The organism is Burkholderia sp. PU8-34 (assembly GCF_053427725.1).
In genome coordinates, this window is record NZ_JBSAXC010000004.1 from 549,428 (window position 1) to 571,300 (window position 21,873).

Sequence of the window (21,873 nt, forward strand, 5' to 3'; positions counted from 1 at the left end):
GGTGATACGGTAACGCGCCGAAAATGCGTTCGACATCGCTTTCCGGTATCGCCCCATTGCCTGTCATTCCGGATTTACGGACAATCGCCGCCAACCGGTCGATATTGCCGGTACGATTCACCGACCAGCGACAATTTACCGATTTTCCGGATACAAAATCTTACGATTCGAACTCCTCGATATAGGGCACGCCGCCCCGCTCGAAGCCCGGTCGAATCGGTTCGTTCTTCAACGCGTCGCGGTACGCCGACAGTACGGCCATTACCAGCAATACCGCTGCGCTCGCGATCCAGTGCATGTCCATCTTGCCGCTCCTTGCTTCAATCAACTGGAGCTTCAAACTATCAGAAAAAAATCGACAAATAATTGGCCGCACCGTGAAACCGATATCTGGCCGGAATAAAACCAACACGTGAAATACCGGTATTTCACGGCGGGACTTTTTTTATTCATTGAACGAATTCTTGCGGATTACGATTGGACCATCCGTCCATTCGTCCCAGGGAACCGAATCGCATGCAAGCTTTCAGCGGATCGACTTTGAATGCACCGCCCGCCGCCGATCACAAGGAGCACGTGATCGACGCAATGCGCGGCTTCGCGGCGCTGCTCGTCGCCTACTTCCACTGCCGGCAGGTCGTCTGGGTCGGGATGCAGAGCTTTCACCGCGCCTACGGTCATGCGCTCGACCCGAGCGTGATCGTCGGCTACCTGACCTTTCCGTTCGGCTGGGGTTCGGCCGGCGTGCCGATCTTCTTCGTGATCAGCGGCTACTGCATCCACCGCAACGCGGCGCTCAAGCTCGCCGCCGATCCCGCGTACCGGCTCAACGCGCCGAACTTCTGGGCGCGGCGTTTCGCGCGCATCTATCCGGTGCTGCTCGCCGCGCTGCTGTTCACGCTCGCGCTCGACTCGATCAGCCTGCAGATCGAGCCCGTCAGCCACAAGATCCGCGATGTCGGGCTGGCGTCGTTCCTCGTGAACCTGTTCTCGCTGCAGGGCGTCGCCGGCTATACGTACGGGTCGAACGGCGCGCTGTGGACGCTGTCGCTCGAAGTGCAGTTCTATGCGATCTACCCGCTGCTGTTCGCCGTGCGCCGGCGCATCGGCATGCCGGCCGTGCTGGCGATCGTCGCGCTCGTCAACGTCGCGTCGGCATGGCTGCTCGAGCGGCACGACCTGCAGTTCTTCACGTCGTACTGGCTGTCGTGGACGATCGGCGCGTGGATCGCGGACGTGCGCGCACAGCAGGCGCGCGCGACGCAGCCCGCCGCCGTGCCGTCGCGCGCGTGGTACGCCGCGGCCGCCGTGCTGCTCGCCGCCGGTTGCGGCGCGTTCCATTACGGCCAGTACGGGGCGTTCCAGCTTTGGTCGGCCGGCTTCGCATGCTTCCTGTACCGCGCGCTCGCCCGTCCGCCGCGCACGACGCCGCCGCTGCGCGTGCTCGGCTGGTTCGGCGACTTCAGCTACTCGCTGTACCTGATCCACCTGCCGCTGTTCGTCTGCCTCGGCTCGGTGCTGTTCCACTCCGAGCTGCAACTGTCGATCTGGCCATCGCTCGCGTTCATCGTGCTTGCGATCCCGGTCGCTTACCTGTTCTACCGGCTGTTCGAGCGTCCCGCGATGCTGTGGTCGGCAAGCTTCAAGCCGTCGCGCGGCACACGGGTTGTCGCGCCGGCGCCTGAACGGGCGGTCTGACCTGATCTGACTGTTACGCCCGGAATCGAGCCCCCGCGCGGTGGAGTGCTGCGCGGGGGCTTTTGCTTGCCTGACCGCCGTCGCGCTCCGGGCCTCCGAACCTCCGAACCTCCGGGCCTCCGGGCTCCAGGCCCCCCATCGCGGGCGCGCGTGCTTTCGCGGAATCGCCACGCCACCCCGGGCAGATTGACGCGGCCGCATGGTTCGACCTCGCCTGCCAACTTCTCCGACGCCAACCATCCCGCCCGGAATATCGCCACACGAGGCACGCAGATGGCCGCCATGACGCTCTGAAGAGATCGGCGCGGCGACACCCTTCGGCCCGCCGCACCATCCTGCGCAAGCATGCACAAAGCCCCCGCACGGCGCATCGCCGCACGGGGGCCGCTTACTCATGCCGCTCGCGGCCGGGGCAGTACCTCCGCCCCTTGCATACGACGCGCTAGCGCTTCTTCGCCGCGCGCGCGGTATCCGCGAGGATCTTCTCGACCTGCTCCACGTAGGTCTTCGTGCCGAACCGGCGCAGCGCGGTCACGTAACCGCTCGCCACCAGCCGCTCGCGCAGCGCGCGATCCGTCTGCAGCGCCGTCAGCGCTTCCCCGAGCGCATGCGCGTCGCCCGGTTCGCACAGCAGCCCGTTGTCGTCGTGCTCGATGATCTCGACGACACCGCCCGCACGCGCCGCCACCACCGGCCGTCGCGCGAGCATCCCTTCGACGATCACGCGCCCGAACGGCTCGGGCGTGATCGACGTGTGCGCGACGACGTCGACAGCTTTCATGCACGCGGCCACGTCGCGCTGGAACCCGAGGAAATGCACGCGGTCGTCCATCCCGTGCCGCGCGACGTATTCGTGCAGCTGCGCCGCATAGTCATCCTCGCCGAACAGCGGCGCGCCAACCAGCACGACGTGCATGTCGGGGTGGCACGCCGCCGCCTCCAGCAGCACGTGCTGCCCCTTCCAGCGCGCGAGCCGGCTGAACGAGCCGACGAGCCACGCATGCTCGGGCAGGCCGAAGCGCGCGCGCAGCGCGGCCCGGCTGACACCGGCCAGCGCGTCGAACGGTTCGGCCGAAATGCCGTTGAACACGACGTCGACGTGCTGCGGCGTGAACCCGGTCAGCGCACGGAATGCCTGCGCGGACGCATCGGAGTTCGCGATCACCCGCGTCACGCCGAGCCGCGCGCAATACTTGATCGCAAGCAGCTGCTTGCGGCCGAAGTGCGCTTCGCTGACGATATCACGCAGATGCCAGACCACCGGCTTGCGCGCAAGACGCCCGGCCAGCGCGGCCACCACCATCGCGCGCTGCGTGTTTGCGTAGATCACCTCGGCGCGGCGCGCGCGGCGCGCGACGTCGCGCACGAGCCGGATCAGCTCTTTCAGCGCCCCCGCCGACACGCCACCCTGCTTGCGCACGCCCGCGAGCGCGCCCTGGTCGACAACGTCGACGCGCGCGCCGATCTCGTCGAGCGCCGCGCGAAACGGTCCGTCGTCGAACAGCAGCACGTCGGCATTCGCGCGCATGTGCTTCATGATCTCGAGCAGCGACAGTTCGGCACCGCCCAGCACGCCGCTCTGGTCGAGCACGAGCGTCGCGGGGCCGCGCGGCGCGGGCATCGGCACGGCGCCGGCGCCCTGTCGCGCGGTCGCGCCGGGCAGCGCGGCCTCGACATAGTCGAGAAAGCGCCGCCGGAACGTGTCCGCCGAAAACCGCTCCGCATTCTGGCGGCACGCTTGCGGCGTGAAGCGCTGCGGCGCGCGTTCGAAATCGTCGACGGCCGCCACGATCGCGTGCGCGGTCTGCTCGTCGAAGAACAGCCCGGTCGGCTGCGCGGCCGAATGCGGATCGAGCACGGTCTCGAGCGCGCCGCCCTTGCCGTACGCGATGACGGGCGTGCCGCACGCCTGCGCCTCGACGACGGAGATGCCGAAATCCTCCTCGGCCGCGAACACGAACGCCTTCGCGCGGCGCATCCGGTCGTGCAGCACCGCGAACGGCTGGTAGCCCATGATCTCGACGTTCGGGCCGGCCTTTGCGCGCACCTTCTGCATTTCCGGGCCGTCGCCGATCACGACCAGCTTGCGCTCGGGTGTCTTCGAAAATGCCTCGACGATCAGGTCGATCTTCTTGTACGGCACCATCCGCGATGCAGTCAGGTAGAAATCCTCCTTGACCGTGTTCAGCGAGAACCCGTCGACGTCGACCGGCGGGAAGATCACCGCGGCGTCGCGCTGGTAGACCTTCTTGATGCGCCGCGCGATGAACGCGGAGTTCGCGACGAAGCCGTCGACCGCGTTCGCGGTGCGCGTGTCCCAGTTGCGGATGTAATGCAGGATCATCCGCGCGAGCAGCGACTTCGGCCCGTGCACGAGGTTCGACTGCTCGAGATACTGATGCTGCAGGTCCCAAGCGTAGCGGATCGGCGAATGCACGTAGCTGATGTGCACCTGGTCAGGCCCGGTCAACACACCCTTCGCGACCGCGTGGCTGCTCGAGATCACGAGATCGTAGTCCGACACGTCGAGCTGCTCGATCGCAAGCGGCATCAGCGGCAGGTAGCTGCGGTACTTGGTGCGCGCGAACGGCAGCTTCTGGATGAACGATGTCGTCACCGGCTTGCCGCGCACGAACTTGCGGTCGTCGAGAAAATCGACGAGGCTGAACAGGTCCGCGTCCGGGAAGCACGCGACGATCTGCTCGAGCACCCGCTCGGCACCCGCATAGGTGACGAGCCAGTCGTGGATGATCGCCACGCGCAGCGGCCGGGACGCATCGCGCGCGGGCGCTGGTTCGGCCGGCGCGGCACGGCGCAGCGCAGCGGCGTCGCGGGAGTCGGCCACGGCGGCGGCATCGGCCGCGGCCACATTCAATACGGCGTGTTCCGCCAGATCGCGATTCATGATGCAGTTCTCCTCGCATTGAGACGGACAAACAGGTCGCGCACCAGCGCGCGCAGCCCCGGCGTCATCGTGAGCGACCACGCGACGTTCAGCACCAGCACGACCGCGCACATGCCGACCGACTCGACGAGCCCCGGCCATGCCTGCGCGAGAAACAGGCTCGCGAGCAGGAATGCAAGGTGCGCGGCCATGTCGAGCACGATCGCGCGCATCCGGATCGCCGACAGGTACAGCAGCACGCCGTAATCGACGAGCGCGCGCGCCGCGACGACGACCGCCGCGCCGATCAGCCCGAAATGATGGATGCCGAACCACAGGCCGCCGACGAAGAACGGCATCTCGACGAGCCCGGCGAATGCCGCGCGGGCCGGATTGACCTGCGACTGGATCAGGATCCGCGTGACGCTCGCCTGCCCGACGAGCCATACGCTGATCACCAGCACGCGGCCGACCGGCGCCGAATGCGCGGCCAGATCGGGGCCGACCCACAGCGTCAGGAACGGCGCGAGCGCGAAAATGGCCACGATGCCGACCGGCGTGAACACGCCGTTCAGGAATTCGAGCGACTGCCGCGCGAGCGTATCGGCATGGTCGCGGCCGACCGCCGACAGGCGCGGGAACAGCGTGCGCACGAGCGCGTTCGGCAGCATGTTGAGCCGCGTGACGAGGTTCTGCGGCACCGTGTAGTAGGTGACGAACTTCGCGCCCATGCCGGCGCCGAGCATCACGCGGTCGAGCGTGTCGGCGATCATGCTCGTCGTGCTCGCGATCAGCATCCAGCCGCCGAAGTTGAACAGCCCCTTCGCGGTGCCCCACTGCGGCGGATCGATGCGCCGGATGCCGAGCACCTTGATGCTCGCGTGGCCGAGCATCACCGCCGCGATCAGGCGCGCGACGACCGCCGCGGCGAGCACCGTCTGCAGGTTCGGCGCGATCCACCACGCGGCGCCGAGCGGCAGCAGCTGGAACAGGAACGTGCCGATCGTCTGGTTCGTGTTGAACACGCCGAACCGCTCGGCGCCGTTGATCGCGCCGGCGAACACCCACGACACGTTCGCGAGCGGAATCGCGATCGCGAGCCACGGCAGCGCGAGATACACCTCGTGCTGCATCGCGGCCGACACCTTCGTGAAATACGCGGTGTAGACGAACGCGCCGAAGTAGATCAGCAACCCGCCCGCAATGCCGGTGCCGAGGTTCAGCCAGAATGCACTCCAGAACACGCGCGCGCTTTCGGCCGCATCGCCGCTCGCGAGCGCCTTCGAGATGTGGTTCTGCGCGGCCATGCTCATCCCGAGATCGAGAATCCCGAAATAGCCGATCAGCGTCCACACGAGACTGACGACACCGTAGCGCTCGACGCCGAGCGCGTGAATGTACGCGGGCACCGTCACCAGCGACACGAAGGTCGGCAGGATCAGCCCGATGAAATTGATCGAAACGTTCTTGAGTATGCCTTTATCCATGCTTTTGCCTAAGGGCCTGTTCCCGCTGACAACGGGCCTGCGAACGTGCGTTGCCTAATGACTCCGGCACGCCTCCCGTCACGGTTTCCAGCGATACATCATCACCTTGCCGCGCGCGTCTTCCTCGACGAACACGAGGTACTCGCCGTTCTCGCGCCGGAACGCGCTGATGCCGAACGGCACGTCGACCCAGCCCGATGCCTTGCCGACCTCCGGCCCCGGGTTCATCACGCCGACTTCCTTGCCGGTTTCCTTGTCGTACACGTGGATCTTGCCGACCGGCTCCACCGTGAAGATGTAGCGGCCCTCGACCGTGATCCCGATCAGGTCCAGGATCGGCTTCGCGTCGAGCTGCCACGGCAGCGCGACCGTGTAGCGCGCGACCGGCGAGCCCGTCGACCACTTGTCGAAGCGCACCAGCACGCGGCCGACTTCCTTGTTGATGCCGGGCTGCGGCGGCGCGTCGGCCGTGTAGCCCGTCACGTACAGCGTGTCGGTCTGCGGCTCGTAGATCGCGCGGCGCAGCTGCGTGAACGGCTGCGGCATCGGATAGGTCGTGACCTTGTCGTACGAATAGATCGGGTTGCCGGCCTTGTCGACGCCGCCGTACTGGAAGCGATGGATCCCGCGCACGTCGCTCGTGCGCCAGATGTCGCCCTTCGTGTCGACCCACCAGCCCCAGCCGCCCGCCTTTGCCTTGCCGGTCGTGTTGGTCTGGAATTCGTCGGCGTCGAGGCGGCCGTTGCCGTTCGCGTCGCGCCAGATCCAGTCGCCGCCCGGCGGCTTGTTCGGCACCGCGTCGACCGGCCGCGCGCGGCCCGCGAGCAGGCCCGACGGGATCGCGACCTCGCCGTCGCGCTTCGCGTCGAAGCGGTAGATCTTCAGGTGGTCCGCGTACATGTCGGTCAGGTACAGGAACGTGCGGCCGTCGACGCGGCGCGCCATCGGCATGCCCGGCCACTGGTCGGTGTGGAACACCGGATCGTCCGGATACCTGAAGCGATTCGACAGGAACCCCGCGTACTTCCACTCCTGGCCCGCCGGCTTCGACAGGTCGAGCTCGAAGCGCTTGTTGCCCGTGTAGACGCTGTTCGGCCGCGCGGGGTCCAGCCACGCGCCGTCGACGAACAGCAGGCCCTGCACCTGCCAGCGCAGCTTGCCGTCCGGCGTGTAGCTCTCGAGCACCGCGCCGAGGCCCGCGCCGATCGTGTCGTGACGCGGCCCGATGCCGTTCGTCGCCACATAGATGTTGCCGGCGCGATCGACGCCGACGCCGGTCAGCCCGTTGAAGCGCTGCGGGCCCGGCCGGCCGGGCACCGGGCCGGCGAAAATGCCGCCGCGCTCGCCGAACGAGCTGGCGAGCGCATAGCCGTTGCCGCCTTTCGCAAAGATCAGGATCTGCTGGCGCGGCCCGTTGTCGGCGACGAGCACGCGGCCCTTCGCATCGACCGTCACGTCGACCGCGTCGGTGTTCTCCGGCAGCGCGGGCGCGTCGTCGAGCTTGCGGCCGTCCGCGCGCACGTGCACGAGATGCGCGGGCCCGTTGAGCGTATCGGCCAGCAGCCACAGCGTGCCGTCGCTGGCGAGCGCGATGCGGCCCGGCTCGTGCGCGCTCCACGTGCCCTTCTTCTGCATCGTCTCGGCGTCGTAGACGTCGACTTCGTCATGCGTCGGGTTGGTCGCAAACAGCGTCTTGTCGTCGGCCGCGAGGCCGCCCACTTCCGCCTTCACCGCGCCCACTTCCGGCTTCGCGATGGCCGGCACCTCGTTGACCATCATGAAGCTCGCGGCCATCCGCGCGCGGCCGGCGTCAGCCCGCCCGCCGGGCGCGACCTGCGGCGCGGCGCGAAACGGCGCGGCTTGCTTCATGTCGCCGATCGTGCGCCGCGAGATGCCGAACCATTGCTTGCCCTTGTCCGGCCAGATGCCGGGCGACACGAGGTGGCCGCGCTCGTTGCCGACGCCGATCGCGACATACGCATACTTGCTGTTCACCGCGACCGCATTGCCGCCGAGGTTGCCCCAGCCGTGCGTGCCGCCCGCGAAACCGAGCATCCTGCCGTCCTGGTAGACGCTCGCTTCCGCGCCGCTCTCGTCCCACGGCGCATTCGTATACACCTTGCCGTCAGGCGTCACCGCGATCGCGCGGATATCGATCTGCGTCCAGGTGCCGTCGCCATAGCCGAACGTGTTGCCGATCCACGAAGTAGTCGCGGGCAACACCGTTTCGGCCGTCGCGGCGCCGGTCAGGAGCGCTGCGCTCACCGTCATCCCGGCCAGTATCAGACGTCGCAATGCGCTTCTCCAGATTCGAGGCTTCAGCGGCCCGGCGCAACGACGAAAATCCGCATCGTGCCGTGCCGCTAAATGGGTTTCAAACGACGCGATGCAGGTTACAAGCAAAAATAATCACAAGAAATTTGGAAATATTTGGGGATGTTTCCGCGTGAAATATTGAACCGGAACCCGCGTCGAATAGCGCCGCCAGCCGGCAATAACGACCGCCCGACGGGGTCGGATCTGTAGAAAATGCCGAATCGCGAGGCCGATCGGGCACCGCCGCGGGGAGAATTTCACCGGCGTAGCAAAACGAATGGTTATCGAATGTTTTTCGTCAGTGAAATGACGTGCGTTTTTTTGCCGATTTCTTTTCCCTAGAATCGATTTCGACTCGATATTCCATTTAAAGGCATGCATTACGTTCACGCATCGAATGCGCTTGGCACCGCGAACATGGCGGCGCACTGCGCGGCCCGTCGCGAAGGAGCGGCACAATGACGGCCTCGCGACCCGCCGACACCCCCGTGCCGCAACACGGCCGCATCGTGCCGCTCGACGGGCTGCGCGCGATCGCCGTGGGCGCCGTGTTCCTGCAGCACGCGCTGAAGGCGCCGCTGTGGATGGGTGTCGACCTGTTCTTCGTGCTGAGCGGCCTGCTGATCACCGGCATCCTGCTCGACCGCAAGGCGCGCGGGCAGTCCTACTTCAGCCACTTCTACGCGCGCCGCGTGCGGCGCATCCTGCCGCCGTACGTGCTGCTGCTCGTCGTGTCGACGCTGCTGTTCGGCGCGAGCTGGCTGCCGCACTGGCCGTGGTTCGCGTTCTTCTCGACCAACATCGGCCTGTCGCTCGGCAGCATCGGTCACGACAGCCTCAACGTGCTGTGGTCGCTCGCGGTCGAGGAGCAGTTCTACATCTTCTGGCCGTTCGTCGTGCTGTGGTGCTCGGAGCGCGCGCTGCTGTGGATCGCGGCCGCGCTGATCGTCGTAGCGCCAGTGCTGCGCGCGATCGCGACGCCGTGGTTCGATTCGTTCTGGCCGATCTACTACCTGACGCCGTTCCGCATGGATCTGCTCGCGGCCGGCGCGCTGCTCGCGATCCTGCTGCGCCGCGACCGCCGCGCGCTCGAGCCGTTCTATCCGCTCGCGGTTGTCGGTGCGCTCGTCGCGCTCGCGATCCTCGGCTGGCTGCACCTGTCGTTCCCGCGCTTCCGCGCGGCGAACACGCCGCTGTCGAACGCCGCGCTCTACAGCATCTCGCTGCTGCTGTGCACGTCGATCGTCGTGATCGCGCTGCGCGGCCGCGGCATCGTGCAGCGCGTGCTGACGAACCCCGTGCTCGTCTACGTGGGCACCGTCAGCTACACCGTGTACCTGATCCACCTGAGCGTGCTGTACGCGCTCTGGCCGCTGCACCTGAACCGCTACCTGACCGCGGTGCTCGCGCTCGCGATCACGCTCGCGTATGCAACCGCGACCTGGTACGGCTTCGAGCGGCGCCTGACGCGCGGCCCTGCGCGCAGCGCGCTGCCGGCGGCAGCCACCCGCACCACTGCTTGAACTACTTCATCGTTTCGACTAGGACATCGCCATGAGCCAAACTCGCAAGGCCATCATTACCGGGGTAACGGGGCAAGACGGCGCCTACCTGACCAAGCTGCTGCTCGACAAGGGCTATCAGGTCACGGGCACCTACCGCCGCACCAGCTCGGTCAATTTCTGGCGTATCGCCGAGCTCGGCGTCGACACGCACCCGAACCTCACGCTTGTCGAGCACGACCTGACCGACGCCGGCTCGAGCCTGCGCCTGCTCGAACGCATACAGCCGGACGAGGTGTACAACCTGGCCGCGCAGAGCTTCGTCGGCGTGTCGTTCGACCAGCCGTCGACGACTGCCGAAGTGACGGGCCTCGGCACGCTGAACCTGCTCGAGGCGATTCGCGTCGTCACCCCGAAGACGCGCTTCTACCAGGCTTCGACATCCGAAATGTTCGGCAAGGTGCAGGCGATTCCGCAGACGGAAACCACCGCGTTCTATCCGCGCAGCCCGTACGGCGTCGCGAAGCTGTTCGCGCACTGGACGACGGTGAACTACCGCGAGTCGTACGGCCTGTTCGGCAGCAGCGGGATCCTGTTCAATCACGAGTCGCCGCTGCGCGGCCGTGAATTCGTCACGCGCAAGATCACCGACACCGTCGCGAAGATCAAGATCGGCAAGGCGACCCGCCTCGAGCTCGGCAATCTCGACGCGAAACGCGACTGGGGCTTCGCGCTCGAATACGTGGAAGGGATGTGGCGGATGCTGCAGGTGGACGAGCCCGACACCTACGTGCTCGCGACGAACCGCACCGAGACCGTGCGCGATTTCGTGCGGATGGCGTTCGCGGCCGCAGGCTACCAGATCGAGTGGACCGGCAAGGGTGAACAGGAGCGCGGCCTCAATGCAGCGACGGGCGACGTGCTCGTCGAGGTGAATCCGAAGTTCTACCGCCCGGCCGAGGTCGACCTGCTGATCGGCTGCGCGGACAAGGCTAAAGCCAAGCTCGGCTGGTCGCCGCAGACGACGCTCGAACAACTTTGCCAGATGATGGTCGAAGCGGATTTGACGCGGAATCGCCACCATGACACGTATTGAACGCCCGTCGCGCCGTGCATTCGTCACGGGCCTGACCGGCTTCACCGGCCGCTACATGGCGCAACGCCTCGAAGCGGCCGGCTACGAGGTGTGGGGCACGGTCGCGCCCGGCGCGCCGCGCCTCGACGATCCGGCGCTCGCACGCTGCACGTTGTTGCCGGTCGACCTGCTCGATGCGCAAGCGCTGCGCGCGGCGGCGGCCGACGCGCGGCCCGATGCGGTCGTGCACCTCGCGGCTCGCGCGCATGTCGCGCAAGACGAGCCCGCGGCGACCTACCAGGTCAACATCGTCGGCACGCGCAACCTGCTCGCCGCGCTCGCGGGCCTCGACCGCCGTCCATCCGCGGTGCTGCTCGCAAGCAGCGCGAATATCTATGGCAATTCAACGCCCGGCGTGCTCGACGAGACCGTCGCGCCGGCGCCCGCGAACGACTACGCGGTCAGCAAGCTTGCAATGGAATATGCGGCGAAGCTCTGGTTCGACCGGCTGCCGATCGTGATCGCACGCCCGTTCAACTACACGGGCGTCGGCCAGAGCGAAGCGTACCTGCTGCCGAAGCTCGCCGCGCATTACGCGCGCAACGAACCGCGGATCTCGCTCGGCAATCTCGACGTGAGCCGCGATTTCTCCGACGTGCGCGATGTCACGGCTGCTTATCTGCGGCTGATCGAAGCCGCACCCGCCGGCGAGACGTTCAACGTCTGCTCGGAACGTGCGTATTCGCTGAAGGAAGTGCTGGCGATGCTGTCGCGCATCGCGGGCTACGTGATCGACGTGACGATCGATCCGCGCTTCGTGCGGCACAACGAGGTGAAGCGCCTCAGCGGCTCGCGCGACAAGCTGCGGCGCGCGGTGGGCGAGCTGCCCGTCACGCCGCTCGACGAGACGCTGCGGTGGATGGTGGACGCGATGCGTGGCACACCTGCAGCGCACGGCTGAACGATTCTGTTGCAACCGCCGGGCAGGCACGATCGGTTCGATTGCGGCGATCAGGCGAGCGCCTGAGTGGTTCGGCTGAGCAGTTCGCCTGAGTAGTTCGCCTTTGTGCGCCAGGCACGCCATGCACCCGGCCGCCCTGCCCCGCTCGTTGCTAGCCGACCGGCGCGGCGAGCGGGGCCGGGTGCATTGCGCGCCCGCCACGCCGCCACCGGCACACGCTCAGCCTTCGAGGCCGCGCGCGAGATCGTTGCGCAGGTCGCCCGCGTTCTCGAGGCCGACCGCGAGACGGATCAGCCCTTCGGTAATGCCCGCCGCCGCGCGCGCTTCCGGCGTGATGCGCGCGTGCGTGGTCGTCGCCGGATGGGTGATCGTCGTGCGCGTGTCGCCGAGGTTGCCGGTGATCGAGATCAGCTTCGTGCTGTCGATCACGCGCCACGCGTTCGCGCGCTGCTGCTCCGGCGTGTCGCCCTTCAGCTCGAACGACACGATCGCGCCGCCCGCCTTCTGCTGGCGCTTCGCCAACTCATGCTGCGGATGCGATTCGAGGCCCGGATAGAACACGCGCGCGACGGCCGGATGCGAATCGAGCCAGCGCGCGATTTCCAGCGCGTTCGCCGACTGCTTCTCGACGCGCAGCGACAGCGTCTCCATCCCCTTCAGCAGCACCCACGCGTTGAACGCGGACAGCGTCGGCCCCGCGCTGCGCACGAACGGGAACACCTTGCCCATGATGAATTCCCTCGAGCCGACCAGCGCGCCGCCGAGCACGCGGCCCTGGCCGTCGAGGAACTTCGTCGCCGAGTGCATCACGACGTCCGCGCCGAGCCTCAGCGGCTGCTGCAGCACCGGGCTGCAGAAACAGTTGTCGACGACGAACAGCGCATTCGCGGCCTTCGCGATCTTGCCGATCGCCTCGATGTCGGCCAGCTCCGTCAGCGGGTTCGACGGCGTCTCGAGGAAGAACATCTTCGTGTTCGGACGCACGGCTTCCTGCCATGCGTTCAGATCGGTCGGATCGACGAACGTCGTTTCGATGCCGAACCTGCTGAAGATCTGCGAGAACATGCCGAGCGTCGAGCCAAACAGGCTGCGCGAGCTGACGAGGTGGTCGCCGGCCTGCAGCGCGGCCATCACGACCGACATGATCGCCGCCATCCCCGATGCGGTCGCGATGCACGCCTCGCCGCCCTCGAGTGCCGCGAGACGCTCCTGGAACATCGTCACCGTCGGGTTCGTGAAGCGCGAATACGTGAAATAGTCTTCCGAATTCGCGAAGCGCTCGGCCGCTTCGGCCGCGCTCTTGAAGCAGAAGCTCGACGTGAGGAACAGCGCTTCCGAGTGCTCGTTGAAGTCGCTGCGCAGCGTGCCCGCGCGCACGGCCAGCGTGTCGAAGTTGAGGGAGTCGTCCATGTTCCGTTTTCCGTTTTCGATGTCCGTGCTGCGCCGCACGGACCAGACCAAACAAAAAGCCCGCTATGCGTCTGCATCAGCGGGCTTCGTGCGGTACGACAGCGGTCGACTCGGGCCGGCTGCCGCCGGCCTTCGCTTTAGCTGTTTTGGGGAGTGGCCCCGCGTCCGCAAGCTGAGATCAAATCGACGCAGGGCCACATCGTATCACGCCTGTACGACGGCATGTAGCGACGTGTATCGGCATCACTCGACCGACAGTTGCAGGTTCATCTGCGAACGCGCGGCGTCGCCGCTCGCGTCGCGATCCGCCTGCGACGCCGGCGCGAGACGCGCACGCTCGATCGAATCGAGATACTCGGGCGTCACGTTGCCGGTGATGTAGTCGCCGTCGAAGCACGACGCCTCGAAGCGCTCGAGCTTCGGGTTGATGTCGCGCACCGCGCGGCGCAGATCGTCGACGTCCTGGTAGATCAGGTAGTCGGCGCCGATGATCTTCGCGACTTCGTCGTCGGTGCGGCCGTGCGCGACGAGCTCGCCGCGCGTCGGCATGTCGATGCCATACACGTTCGGGAACTTCACGGGCGGCGCTGCCGACGCGAAGATCACCGACTTCGCGCCCGCATCGCGCGCCATCTGCACGATTTCGTGCGACGTCGTGCCGCGCACGATCGAATCGTCGACGATCAGCACGTGCTTGTCCTTGAACTCGATGCTCATCGCGTTCAGCTTCTGGCGTACCGACTTCTTGCGCACCGCCTGGCCCGGCATGATGAACGTGCGGCCGACGTAGCGGTTCTTGAAGAAGCCTTCGCGATACTCGACGCCGAGCTTCGCGGCGACCTGCATTGCGGCCGGCCGCGACGAATCGGGAATCGGCATCACGACGTCGATCGGCACGTTCGGCAGCTCGCGCTTGATCTTCTCCGCGAGATAGTCGCCCATGCGCAGACGGACGTTGTAGACGGGCACGCCGTCGAGGCACGAGTCCGGACGCGCGAGGTACACGTACTCGAACATGCACGGATTCAGGCTCGGGCTTTGCGCGCACTGCTGGCTGTGGAAATTGCCTGCGTTGTCGATGAAGACCGCTTCGCCCGGCTGCACGTCGCGCACGAATTCGAAGCCGATGCCTTCGACCGCGACCGACTCCGACGCGACCATCCACTCGGTGCCGTGCTCGGTCTCGAGCTTGCCGATGCAGAGCGGGCGGATGCCGAACGGATCGCGGAACGCGAGCAGGCCGTAGCCGGCGATCAGCGACACGATCGCGTACGAGCCCTGCACGCGGCGATGGACGCCGGCGACCGCCTTGAACAGCGCGGTCGGGTCGAGTTCGAAGCCCGTCGTCGACAGCTGCAGCTCGTGCGCGAGCACGTTGAGCAGCACCTCGCTGTCGGAATTGGTGTTGATGTGCCGGCGGTCGATCCGGAACATCTCGTCCTTCAGTTGCTTCCAGTTCGTCAGGTTGCCGTTGTGCGACAGGACGATCCCGAACGGCGCGTTCACGTAGAACGGCTGGGCTTCGGCCTCGCTCGACGCCGAACCGGCCGTCGGGTAACGCACCTGGCCGATCCCGGCCGTACCCGGCAGGCTGCGCATGTTGCGCGTGCGGAACACGTCGCGCACCATGCCGTTCGCCTTGTACATGTGGAAATTGCTGCCGTCCGCCGTCGCGATGCCCGCCGCGTCCTGACCGCGATGCTGCAGCAGCAGCAGGCTGTCATAGATCAGCTGGTTGACCGGGGATTGGGAGATAACGCCTACGATGCCGCACATGGCATGTCCTTCAAGGATACAAAAACGGTTCCGTCCTGCCCGGTGCGTGCGTCATACGCGCACGTACTGGGCCATGCCGTCGGGCAGGAGCGATTTCAGCTCGTGCACGCCCTGTTCGGCAATCGGACGCAAAAGCGCATCGCGCCAGAATTCCTGTTTGGGCAGCTCGGTCAGCCCGGCCGCCGCGACCAGCAGCACCACCAGCACGGCGCCGCGCACGAGCCCGAACATCATGCCGAGCGAGCGATCGATGCCGCCGAGGCCCGTCACCTGCGCGATCCGCGACAGCAGCGCGTTCGCGACACCGGCGACGAACACGACGCCGATCACGAGCAGCGCGAACGCGAGCACCCACTGCGTCAGCGCGCCACCCGGCCAGTTCGCCGGCATGTACGGCACCACGTGCCCGACGTAGCGGCTCGCGATCACGATCGCCGCGATCCAGCCGATCAGCCCGAAAATCTCTGAAACAAAGCCGCGCCACGCACCGCGCAGCGCCGACAACACAATCACCGCCAATACAGCGTAGTCGAAAGCCGTCAGCATCGTGCGTTACTGGGTCAGTCCGGCTTCGCGCACTTTCGCGATCGCGGCGGACGCCGCCGCGCGATCCGCGAACGGACCCGCACGCAACAGTGTAGCCGCGCTGCCATCCGCCTGCTTGCGGTGCTCGACATATGCGGGCACGCCCGCCGATTTCAACTTCGCGGCCCACGAACGGGCCGTCGCGTCATCCTTGAACGAACCGAGCTGCACCGCGAACCGCGCGCCGGCCGGCGACGACGGCGTCGCCGCGTCGCCGCTGTCCGACGCGGTGTTCGCAACAGGCGCCGGTGCCGGTGCGGGCTTCGGCGCGGCCGGCTTCAGCGCGGGCTTCGGTGCGGCGGGCTTGGGCGCAGCCGGCTCAGGCGCGACGCTCGCGGTCGTAGTGGTATCGGGGGTCGCCGCCGGCTTTGGCGCAGTCTTGCCGGTGTCCTTCGCGACCGGTGCGAGCGCAGGCGCCGCGGCCACGGCCGTGTCGGACGCGGGCGGCTCGTCGTGCGCGACACCCGCCTGCACGTCGGACGCGTCCTCGTCGCGCGGCGCGGCCGCCTGGTGCGACGGCCGGTTCGGGATGTCGATCGAGATGTCGTCGGTCACCGGCTTCGGGTGCGAGTCGAGCACCATCGGCAGTACGATGACGGCGGCCACCACGAGCGCGATCGCGCCGACGAGGCGCCGACGCGCGCGTTGCTTTTCAGGAAGGGTCGGATCGAGGAGCAGCGCGTCCGATTCGGGACGCTCGGTGCGGCGCGAGCGTCGCTCGACGCGCTCGGTACGCTCGGTGCGTACATTCCGGGAGGCCCCGGTGCGACCACCGCGCCGGGTAGGCGCGTCGTCGTCTTTTTTGCCGAACGAGAAAATTCCCATGAATGGCTGAGTCCGAAACTGCCCGTCAGTCAGTGTTGCTGCGATTTACGATAGGCCATCACGCCGGCCACCGTATGGAAACTGCCGAAAACCACGATTCTATCATTCTCCGATGCTCTTTTTAGTGCATCGCGAAACGCATCGGCCGGCGACGGATAGCGCGTGATGCTGGAATCCGGGCCATTCTCGATGCCCGCCTTGTGCAGCGCGGCTTCGAGCTGCTCGGCGCTGGCCGCGCGCGGCAGCGGCAGGTCCGTCACGCACCAGTGGTCGATCTCACCCTTCAGGTGGCGCAGCACGCCCTCGATGTCCTTGTCGTGCATCGCGCCGAACACCGCATACGTGTACGGGAAGAAGCCCATGTTGCCGAGATTCTGCGCGAGCACGGCCGACGCGTGCGGATTGTGTGCGACGTCGAGCACGATCGCGGGCTTGCCCGGCAGCACCTGGAAGCGCCCCGGCAGCTCGACGTTCGCGAGCCCGAGCCGGATGTCCTGCGCGGACACCGGCAGCACCGCACGCAGCGATTCGAGCGCGGCGAGCGCCGCCGACGCATTGATCAGCTGGTTCGCACCGCGCAGCGCCGGATACGCGAGCGACGGATAGCGCTTGTCGCGGCCGATGTAGCTCCACTGCTGGCGTTCCGCGCCGGGCTGCGCCTCGCAGCGGAAATCGCGGCCGACGAGCCACAGGTCCGCGCCGATGGCCTCCGCGTGGTCGATCAGCGTCTGCGGCGCGGCCGGATCGCCGCAGATCGCGGGCTTGCCGGAGCGGAAGATCCCCGCCTTCTCGAAGGCGATCTTCTCGCGCGTGTCGCCGAGGTAGTCGGTGTGGTCGATATCGATGCTCGTGACGATTGCGCAGTCGGCATCGATGATGTTGACCGCGTCGAGCCGGCCGCCGAGGCCGACTTCGAGGATCACCGCGTCGAGCCCGCGCGATGCGAACAGGTGCAGGATCGCGAGCGTCGTGAATTCGAAGTACGTGAGCGATACGGGCTCGGGCAGCGACGTGCGCGCGGCTTCGACGGCGTCGAAGTGCGGCAGCAGATCGTCGTCGGCCACCGTCTGGCCGTTCACCCTCGCCCGCTCGTTGAATTCGAGCAGGTGCGGCGACGTGTGGCAGCCGACCTTGTAGCCGGCGCGCACGAGGATCGTCTCGAGAAACGCGCAGGTGGAGCCCTTGCCGTTGGTGCCGCCGACCGTGATCACGGGGCACGCGAATTCGAGCTGCAGCGCCGCCTTGACCTGGCCGATGCGGGTCAGGCCCATGTCGATGCCGACCGGGTGCGCGCGTTCGAGATGCGAAAGCCACGCGTCGAGAGTGGGAAAAGTGCTCATCGGGTCAAACCGTCAATCGAGTCCGTTATGCCAAAAAACGAAGCGCGCCGCCCGGCGGCTGGCCGGGCGACGCGCGTTCGGCATGCCTGCCGTGCGCCGGATCAGGCCAGCGCGTCGGCCGGCTGGCGCTGCAGCAGCGCGAGCAGCTGCGCGATCTCGTCGCGCATCTTGCGGCGGTCGACGATCATGTCGATCGCGCCCGTCTTCAGCAGGAATTCCGCGCGCTGGAAGCCTTCCGGCAGCTTCTCGCGCACTGTCTGCTCGATCACGCGCGGGCCGGCGAAGCCGATCAGCGCCTTCGGCTCGGCGATCACGACGTCGCCGAGGAACGCGAAGCTCGCCGACACGCCGCCCATCGTCGGGTCGGTCAGCACCGAGATGAACGGCAGCTTCGCTTCCGACAGCTTGGTCAGCATCGCGGTGGTCTTCGCCATCTGCATCAGCGACAGCAGGCTTTCCTGCATCCGCGCGCCGCCCGAAGCGGTGACGCAGATGAACGGCACGTGCTGCTCGAGCGCGTTCTGCGCGCCGCGCGCAAAGCGTTCGCCGACGACCGAGCCCATCGAGCCGCCCATGAACGAGAACTCGAAGCACGCGGCGACGACCGGCAGCGTGTGGATCGCGCCGCCCATCACGACCATCGCGTCGGTCTCGCCCGTTTCGTCCATCGCTTCCTTCAGACGATCGGGGTACTTGCGGCTGTCCTTGAACTTCAGCGTGTCGACCGGCACGATCTCCTGGCCGATCTCGTAGCGGCCTTCCGCATCGAGCAGCCCGTCGAGGCGCTCGCGCGCGCCGATGCGCATGTGGTGATCGCACTTCGGGCACACGTGCAGGTTCGCCTCCACGTCGTTGCGATACAGCACGGCCTCGCAGGACGGGCACTTGATCCACAGGCCTTCCGGAATGCCCTTGCGGCTTTTCGGATCGGTCTGCTTGATCTTCGGCGGCAGCAGTTTGTCGAGCCAGCTCATCGTATGGTTTCCTGTTCCATGGCGGGCCGGGCGACATGCGCCCGGGCCCGCTTTCATCTGTTGTTTATGCGGCCGTCTTGCCCGCGCCATCCAGCGCGGCGCGCAGCTCGGCGATGAACGCCTTCAGCGCGGCGACGGCGCCTTCCGGCGCGGCGCTCTCGAGGAGCTGCACCAGACGGCTGCCGATCACGACGGCGTCCGACACTTCGGCCACCGCGCGCGCCGTTTCAGCGTCGCGGATGCCGAAGCCGACGCCCACCGGAACCGGCACACGCGACTTGATGGCCGGGATTTTACCCGCAATGCTCGAAACATCCAGATTTCCGGCGCCGGTCACGCCCTTCAGCGACACGTAATACACGTAGCCGCTCGCGATCTTGCCGACGTCCGCGATGCGTTCGTCGGTCGACGTCGGCGCGAGCAGGAAGATCGGATCGATCTGCGCGGCGCGCATTTTTTCCGCGAACACGCCCGCCTCTTCCGGCGGGTAATCGACGACGAGCACGCCGTCGACGCCGGCCGCATGTGCGTGCTCGGCGAACGCGTCGACGCCCATCCGTTCGATCGGGTTCGCGTAGCCCATCAGCACGACGGGCGTTTTCTGGTCGCGCTCGCGGAAGCGCTTCACGTCGGCGAGCACGCTCGTCAGCGTGACGCCGCGCGCGAGCGCGCGCTCGGACGAGCGCTGGATCACGGGGCCGTCGGCCATCGGGTCGGAGAACGGCACGCCGAGTTCGATCACGTCCGCGCCGCCTTCGGCGAGCGCGTGCATGAAGTCGACGGTTTTGGCGGGGTCGGGATCTCCCGCGGTGATGAACGGGATCAGGCCCTTGCGGCCTTGTTCGGCGAGCGCTGCGAAGGTCTGCTGGATACGGGACATGGCAATTTTCCTGGATTCGTTCGGCGACACGGTGGCGGCGCGACTCACGCGCACGCCTGCGCTGCGAGCGCGGCAATGCGCTCGTGCGCGATCGCGCAATAACTTTCGTTGATCTCGTAGCCGACGAAGTCGCGCCCCTGCCGTGCGCAGGCCACCGCGGTCGTGCCGCTGCCCATGAACGGATCGAGCACGCGGCCGCCCGGCGGGCAGCTTGCGAGCACCATCCGCTCGATGATTTCCAGCGGCTTCTGGGTCGGATGATCGACGCGCTCCGCGTGCTGCCGGTGCAGGCGCGAGACCGACCAGACGTCCTTCGGGTTGTAGCCCATCTCCAGCCACTTGCTGCCTTCGAACAGCTTGCGCGAGCGGGCCTTCTTCGTGTCGGCGTCGTACGGGATGCGGACCGGATCGAGATCGAAGTAATACGCCTTGGACACCGCGAAAAAGCCGATGTTGTCGTGCACCGACGTGAAGCGGCGCGTCGTGCCGCCCATGCTCGGCACGCGCCGGTCCCAGATGATCTCGTTGACCATCGTGAGCTTCGTCTTCAGGAAGCTGAAGATTTCCGGCGCGTACTGCCACGTGCAGAACACGTACATCGACCCGCTCGGCTTGAGCTTCGGAATCGCCAGCTCCAGCCATTCGCGCGTCCACGCGAGGTGGTCGTCGCCCGAAAGCTTGTCCGAGTCGTTGCCGTAGTCCTTGCCGAGCCCGTACGGCGGATCGGCGACGATCAGGTCGATCGACGCATCCGGCAGGCGCGCGGCCTCGGTCAGGAAATCGCGGTTGTGCAATTCGATGCCGGCGTGCGGCGCGCGCGGCGCGGCGACGGCGGCTTGCACCGCCTCCGCTTCGCTCGCGGCGCCGCCCGCCGGCTGTTCGATCAGGTCACGCATCGGTCGGGGTCAGAGCGCGATGCCCGATCGCTCGGCGACCGTGTGCATGTCCTTGTCGCCGCGGCCCGACAGGTTGACGAGCAGGATCTTGTCCTTCGGCAGCGTCGGCGCGAGCTTCACGCCATATGCGATCGCGTGGCTCGATTCGAGCGCCGGGATGATCCCCTCGATCCGGCAGCAGTCGTGGAACGCCTTCAGCGCTTCGTCGTCGGTGATGCCGACGTACTGCGCGCGGCCGGTGTCCTTCAGCCATGCGTGCTCGGGGCCGACGCCCGGATAGTCGAGGCCCGCCGACACCGAATGCGTCTCGATGATCTGGCCGTTGTCGTCCTGCAGCAGGTACGTGCGGTTGCCGTGCAGCACACCCGGGCTGCCGGCGATCAGCGATGCCGCGTGATGGCCCGTGTCGAGCCCGTCGCCGGCCGCTTCGACGCCGATCAGCTGCACCGACGCATCGTCGATGTACGGATAGAAAATGCCCATCGCATTCGAGCCGCCGCCGACGCACGCAATCACCGCGTCCGGCTGCCGGCCCGCGAGTTCCGGCATCTGCACCTTGCACTCGTCGCCGATCACGCGCTGGAAGTCGCGCACCATCATCGGATACGGGTGCGGGCCCGCGACCGTGCCGATGATGTAGAACGTGTTCTCGATGTTCGTGACCCAGTCGCGCATCGCTTCGTTCAGCGCATCTTTCAACGTGCGCGAGCCCGATTCGACCGGCACGACCGTAGCTCCAAGCAGCTTCATCCGGTAGACGTTCGCGGCCTGGCGGCGCACGTCTTCGGAGCCCATGTAGACGACGCACTCCATGCCGAAGCGCGCGCAGATGGTCGCGGTCGCGACGCCGTGCTGGCCCGCGCCCGTCTCGGCGATCACGCGCTTCTTGCCCATCCGCTTCGCGAGCAGCGCCTGGCCGATCACGTTGTTGATCTTGTGTGCGCCGGTGTGGTTCAGGTCTTCGCGCTTCAGGTAGATCTGCGCGCCGCCGAGCGTGTCGCTCCAGCGCTGCGCATGATAGATCGGCGACGGACGGCCGACGAAGTGCTTCAGCTCGCGCTCGAATTCGGCAACGAACTCGGGATCGTTCTGGAATTTCGCATACGCTGCGCGCAGTTCGTCCAGCGCGTGAATCAGCGTCTCGGCAACGAACGTGCCGCCATACGGGCCGAAGTGGCCGCGATCATCAGGAAGGTTGTACATGGTGTCACTCTCGATCGGACGGTGCGCGGCCCGCTTTTCGGGCGCCGCGCACCGGCATGCA

17 protein-coding genes are annotated in these 21,873 nt (G+C 66.9%); 4 read left to right on the forward strand and 13 right to left on the reverse strand.

Annotated elements, in window-relative coordinates; all coding sequences use genetic code 11:
• Nucleotides 1-160: 160 nt before the first annotated feature.
• A complete protein-coding gene (locus ACV22Z_RS13855; RefSeq protein ID WP_185732181.1) occupies nt 161-304 on the reverse strand; it encodes a hypothetical protein in 144 nt (47 codons plus the stop codon).
• A 212-nt stretch (nt 305-516) separates the two neighbouring features.
• Between ACV22Z_RS13855 and ACV22Z_RS13860 the strand changes: the two genes are divergently transcribed.
• A complete protein-coding gene (locus ACV22Z_RS13860) occupies nt 517-1,698 on the forward strand; it encodes an acyltransferase family protein (RefSeq protein ID WP_448076845.1) in 1,182 nt (393 codons plus the stop codon).
• A gap of 442 nt (nt 1,699-2,140) precedes the next feature.
• On the opposite strand, the gene ACV22Z_RS13865 is transcribed toward ACV22Z_RS13860, so the two are convergent.
• The 3 genes from ACV22Z_RS13865 to ACV22Z_RS13875 all read right to left on the reverse strand — a co-directional run bounded on the left by ACV22Z_RS13865 (nt 2,141) and on the right by ACV22Z_RS13875 (nt 8,340).
• Nucleotides 2,141-4,603 carry a glycosyltransferase family 4 protein gene (locus ACV22Z_RS13865; RefSeq protein ID WP_448076846.1) on the reverse strand — a complete coding sequence of 821 codons (2,463 nt, stop codon included), beginning with the start codon at nt 4,601-4,603 and terminating at the stop codon, nt 2,141-2,143.
• Nucleotides 4,600-6,069 carry a flippase gene (locus tag ACV22Z_RS13870; RefSeq protein ID WP_448076847.1) on the reverse strand — a complete coding sequence of 490 codons (1,470 nt, stop codon included), beginning with the start codon at nt 6,067-6,069 and terminating at the stop codon, nt 4,600-4,602. The genes ACV22Z_RS13865 and ACV22Z_RS13870 overlap by 4 nt, the downstream gene beginning before the upstream one ends.
• 78 nt (nt 6,070-6,147) lie before the next feature.
• A complete protein-coding gene (locus ACV22Z_RS13875; protein ID WP_448076897.1) occupies nt 6,148-8,340 on the reverse strand; it encodes a hypothetical protein in 2,193 nt (730 codons plus the stop codon).
• A 503-nt stretch (nt 8,341-8,843) separates the two neighbouring features.
• Here ACV22Z_RS13875 and ACV22Z_RS13880 point away from each other — a divergent pair.
• Genes ACV22Z_RS13880 through ACV22Z_RS13890 form a run of 3 tightly spaced genes read left to right on the forward strand, consistent with a single transcriptional unit; the run spans nt 8,844 to nt 11,923 of the window.
• On the forward strand, nt 8,844-9,908 hold the full coding sequence (locus tag ACV22Z_RS13880) for an acyltransferase family protein (RefSeq protein ID WP_448076848.1): 1,065 nt from the start codon (nt 8,844-8,846) through the stop codon (nt 9,906-9,908).
• Nucleotides 9,909-9,939: 31 nt separating this feature from the next.
• Nucleotides 9,940-10,983 (forward strand): GDP-mannose 4,6-dehydratase, encoded by a 1,044-nt coding sequence (gmd, locus tag ACV22Z_RS13885; RefSeq protein WP_448076849.1) that lies wholly within the window; start codon nt 9,940-9,942, stop codon nt 10,981-10,983.
• Nucleotides 10,970-11,923, forward strand: a complete 954-nt coding sequence (locus tag ACV22Z_RS13890) for an NAD-dependent epimerase/dehydratase family protein (RefSeq protein WP_448076850.1) — start codon at nt 10,970-10,972, stop codon at nt 11,921-11,923. The genes gmd and ACV22Z_RS13890 overlap by 14 nt, the downstream gene beginning before the upstream one ends.
• Before the next feature lie 219 nt (nt 11,924-12,142).
• Here the strand turns inward: ACV22Z_RS13890 and ACV22Z_RS13895 are convergent, their stop codons facing one another.
• The 9 genes from ACV22Z_RS13895 to trpB form a co-directional block, all read right to left on the reverse strand.
• Nucleotides 12,143-13,333, reverse strand: a complete 1,191-nt coding sequence (locus ACV22Z_RS13895) for an O-succinylhomoserine sulfhydrylase (protein ID WP_448076851.1) — start codon at nt 13,331-13,333, stop codon at nt 12,143-12,145.
• 243 nt (nt 13,334-13,576) lie between these two features.
• The gene (gene purF, locus ACV22Z_RS13900) at nt 13,577-15,109 is read right to left on the reverse strand and encodes an amidophosphoribosyltransferase (protein WP_448076852.1); all 1,533 of its coding nucleotides are present in this window, start codon (nt 15,107-15,109) and stop codon (nt 13,577-13,579) included.
• Between the two features lie 51 nt (nt 15,110-15,160).
• Nucleotides 15,161-15,655, reverse strand: coding sequence for a CvpA family protein (locus ACV22Z_RS13905; RefSeq protein ID WP_448076853.1), 495 nt, complete (start codon nt 15,653-15,655; stop codon nt 15,161-15,163).
• A 6-nt stretch (nt 15,656-15,661) separates the two neighbouring features.
• Nucleotides 15,662-16,519, reverse strand: a complete 858-nt coding sequence (locus ACV22Z_RS13910) for an SPOR domain-containing protein (protein ID WP_448076854.1) — start codon at nt 16,517-16,519, stop codon at nt 15,662-15,664.
• Between the two features lie 29 nt (nt 16,520-16,548).
• Nucleotides 16,549-17,859, reverse strand: a complete 1,311-nt coding sequence (gene folC / locus ACV22Z_RS13915; RefSeq protein WP_448076855.1) for a bifunctional tetrahydrofolate synthase/dihydrofolate synthase — start codon at nt 17,857-17,859, stop codon at nt 16,549-16,551.
• A 101-nt stretch (nt 17,860-17,960) separates the two neighbouring features.
• Nucleotides 17,961-18,833, reverse strand: a complete 873-nt coding sequence (accD, locus tag ACV22Z_RS13920) for an acetyl-CoA carboxylase, carboxyltransferase subunit beta (protein WP_448076856.1) — start codon at nt 18,831-18,833, stop codon at nt 17,961-17,963.
• Between the two features lie 64 nt (nt 18,834-18,897).
• The gene (gene trpA, locus ACV22Z_RS13925; protein ID WP_448076857.1) at nt 18,898-19,713 is read right to left on the reverse strand and encodes a tryptophan synthase subunit alpha; all 816 of its coding nucleotides are present in this window, start codon (nt 19,711-19,713) and stop codon (nt 18,898-18,900) included.
• A 44-nt stretch (nt 19,714-19,757) separates the two neighbouring features.
• A complete protein-coding gene (locus ACV22Z_RS13930; protein WP_448076858.1) occupies nt 19,758-20,609 on the reverse strand; it encodes a DNA-methyltransferase in 852 nt (283 codons plus the stop codon).
• Between the two features lie 9 nt (nt 20,610-20,618).
• Nucleotides 20,619-21,812 carry a tryptophan synthase subunit beta gene (gene trpB / locus ACV22Z_RS13935; RefSeq protein WP_448076859.1) on the reverse strand — a complete coding sequence of 398 codons (1,194 nt, stop codon included), beginning with the start codon at nt 21,810-21,812 and terminating at the stop codon, nt 20,619-20,621.
• Nucleotides 21,813-21,873: the final 61 nt, after the last annotated feature.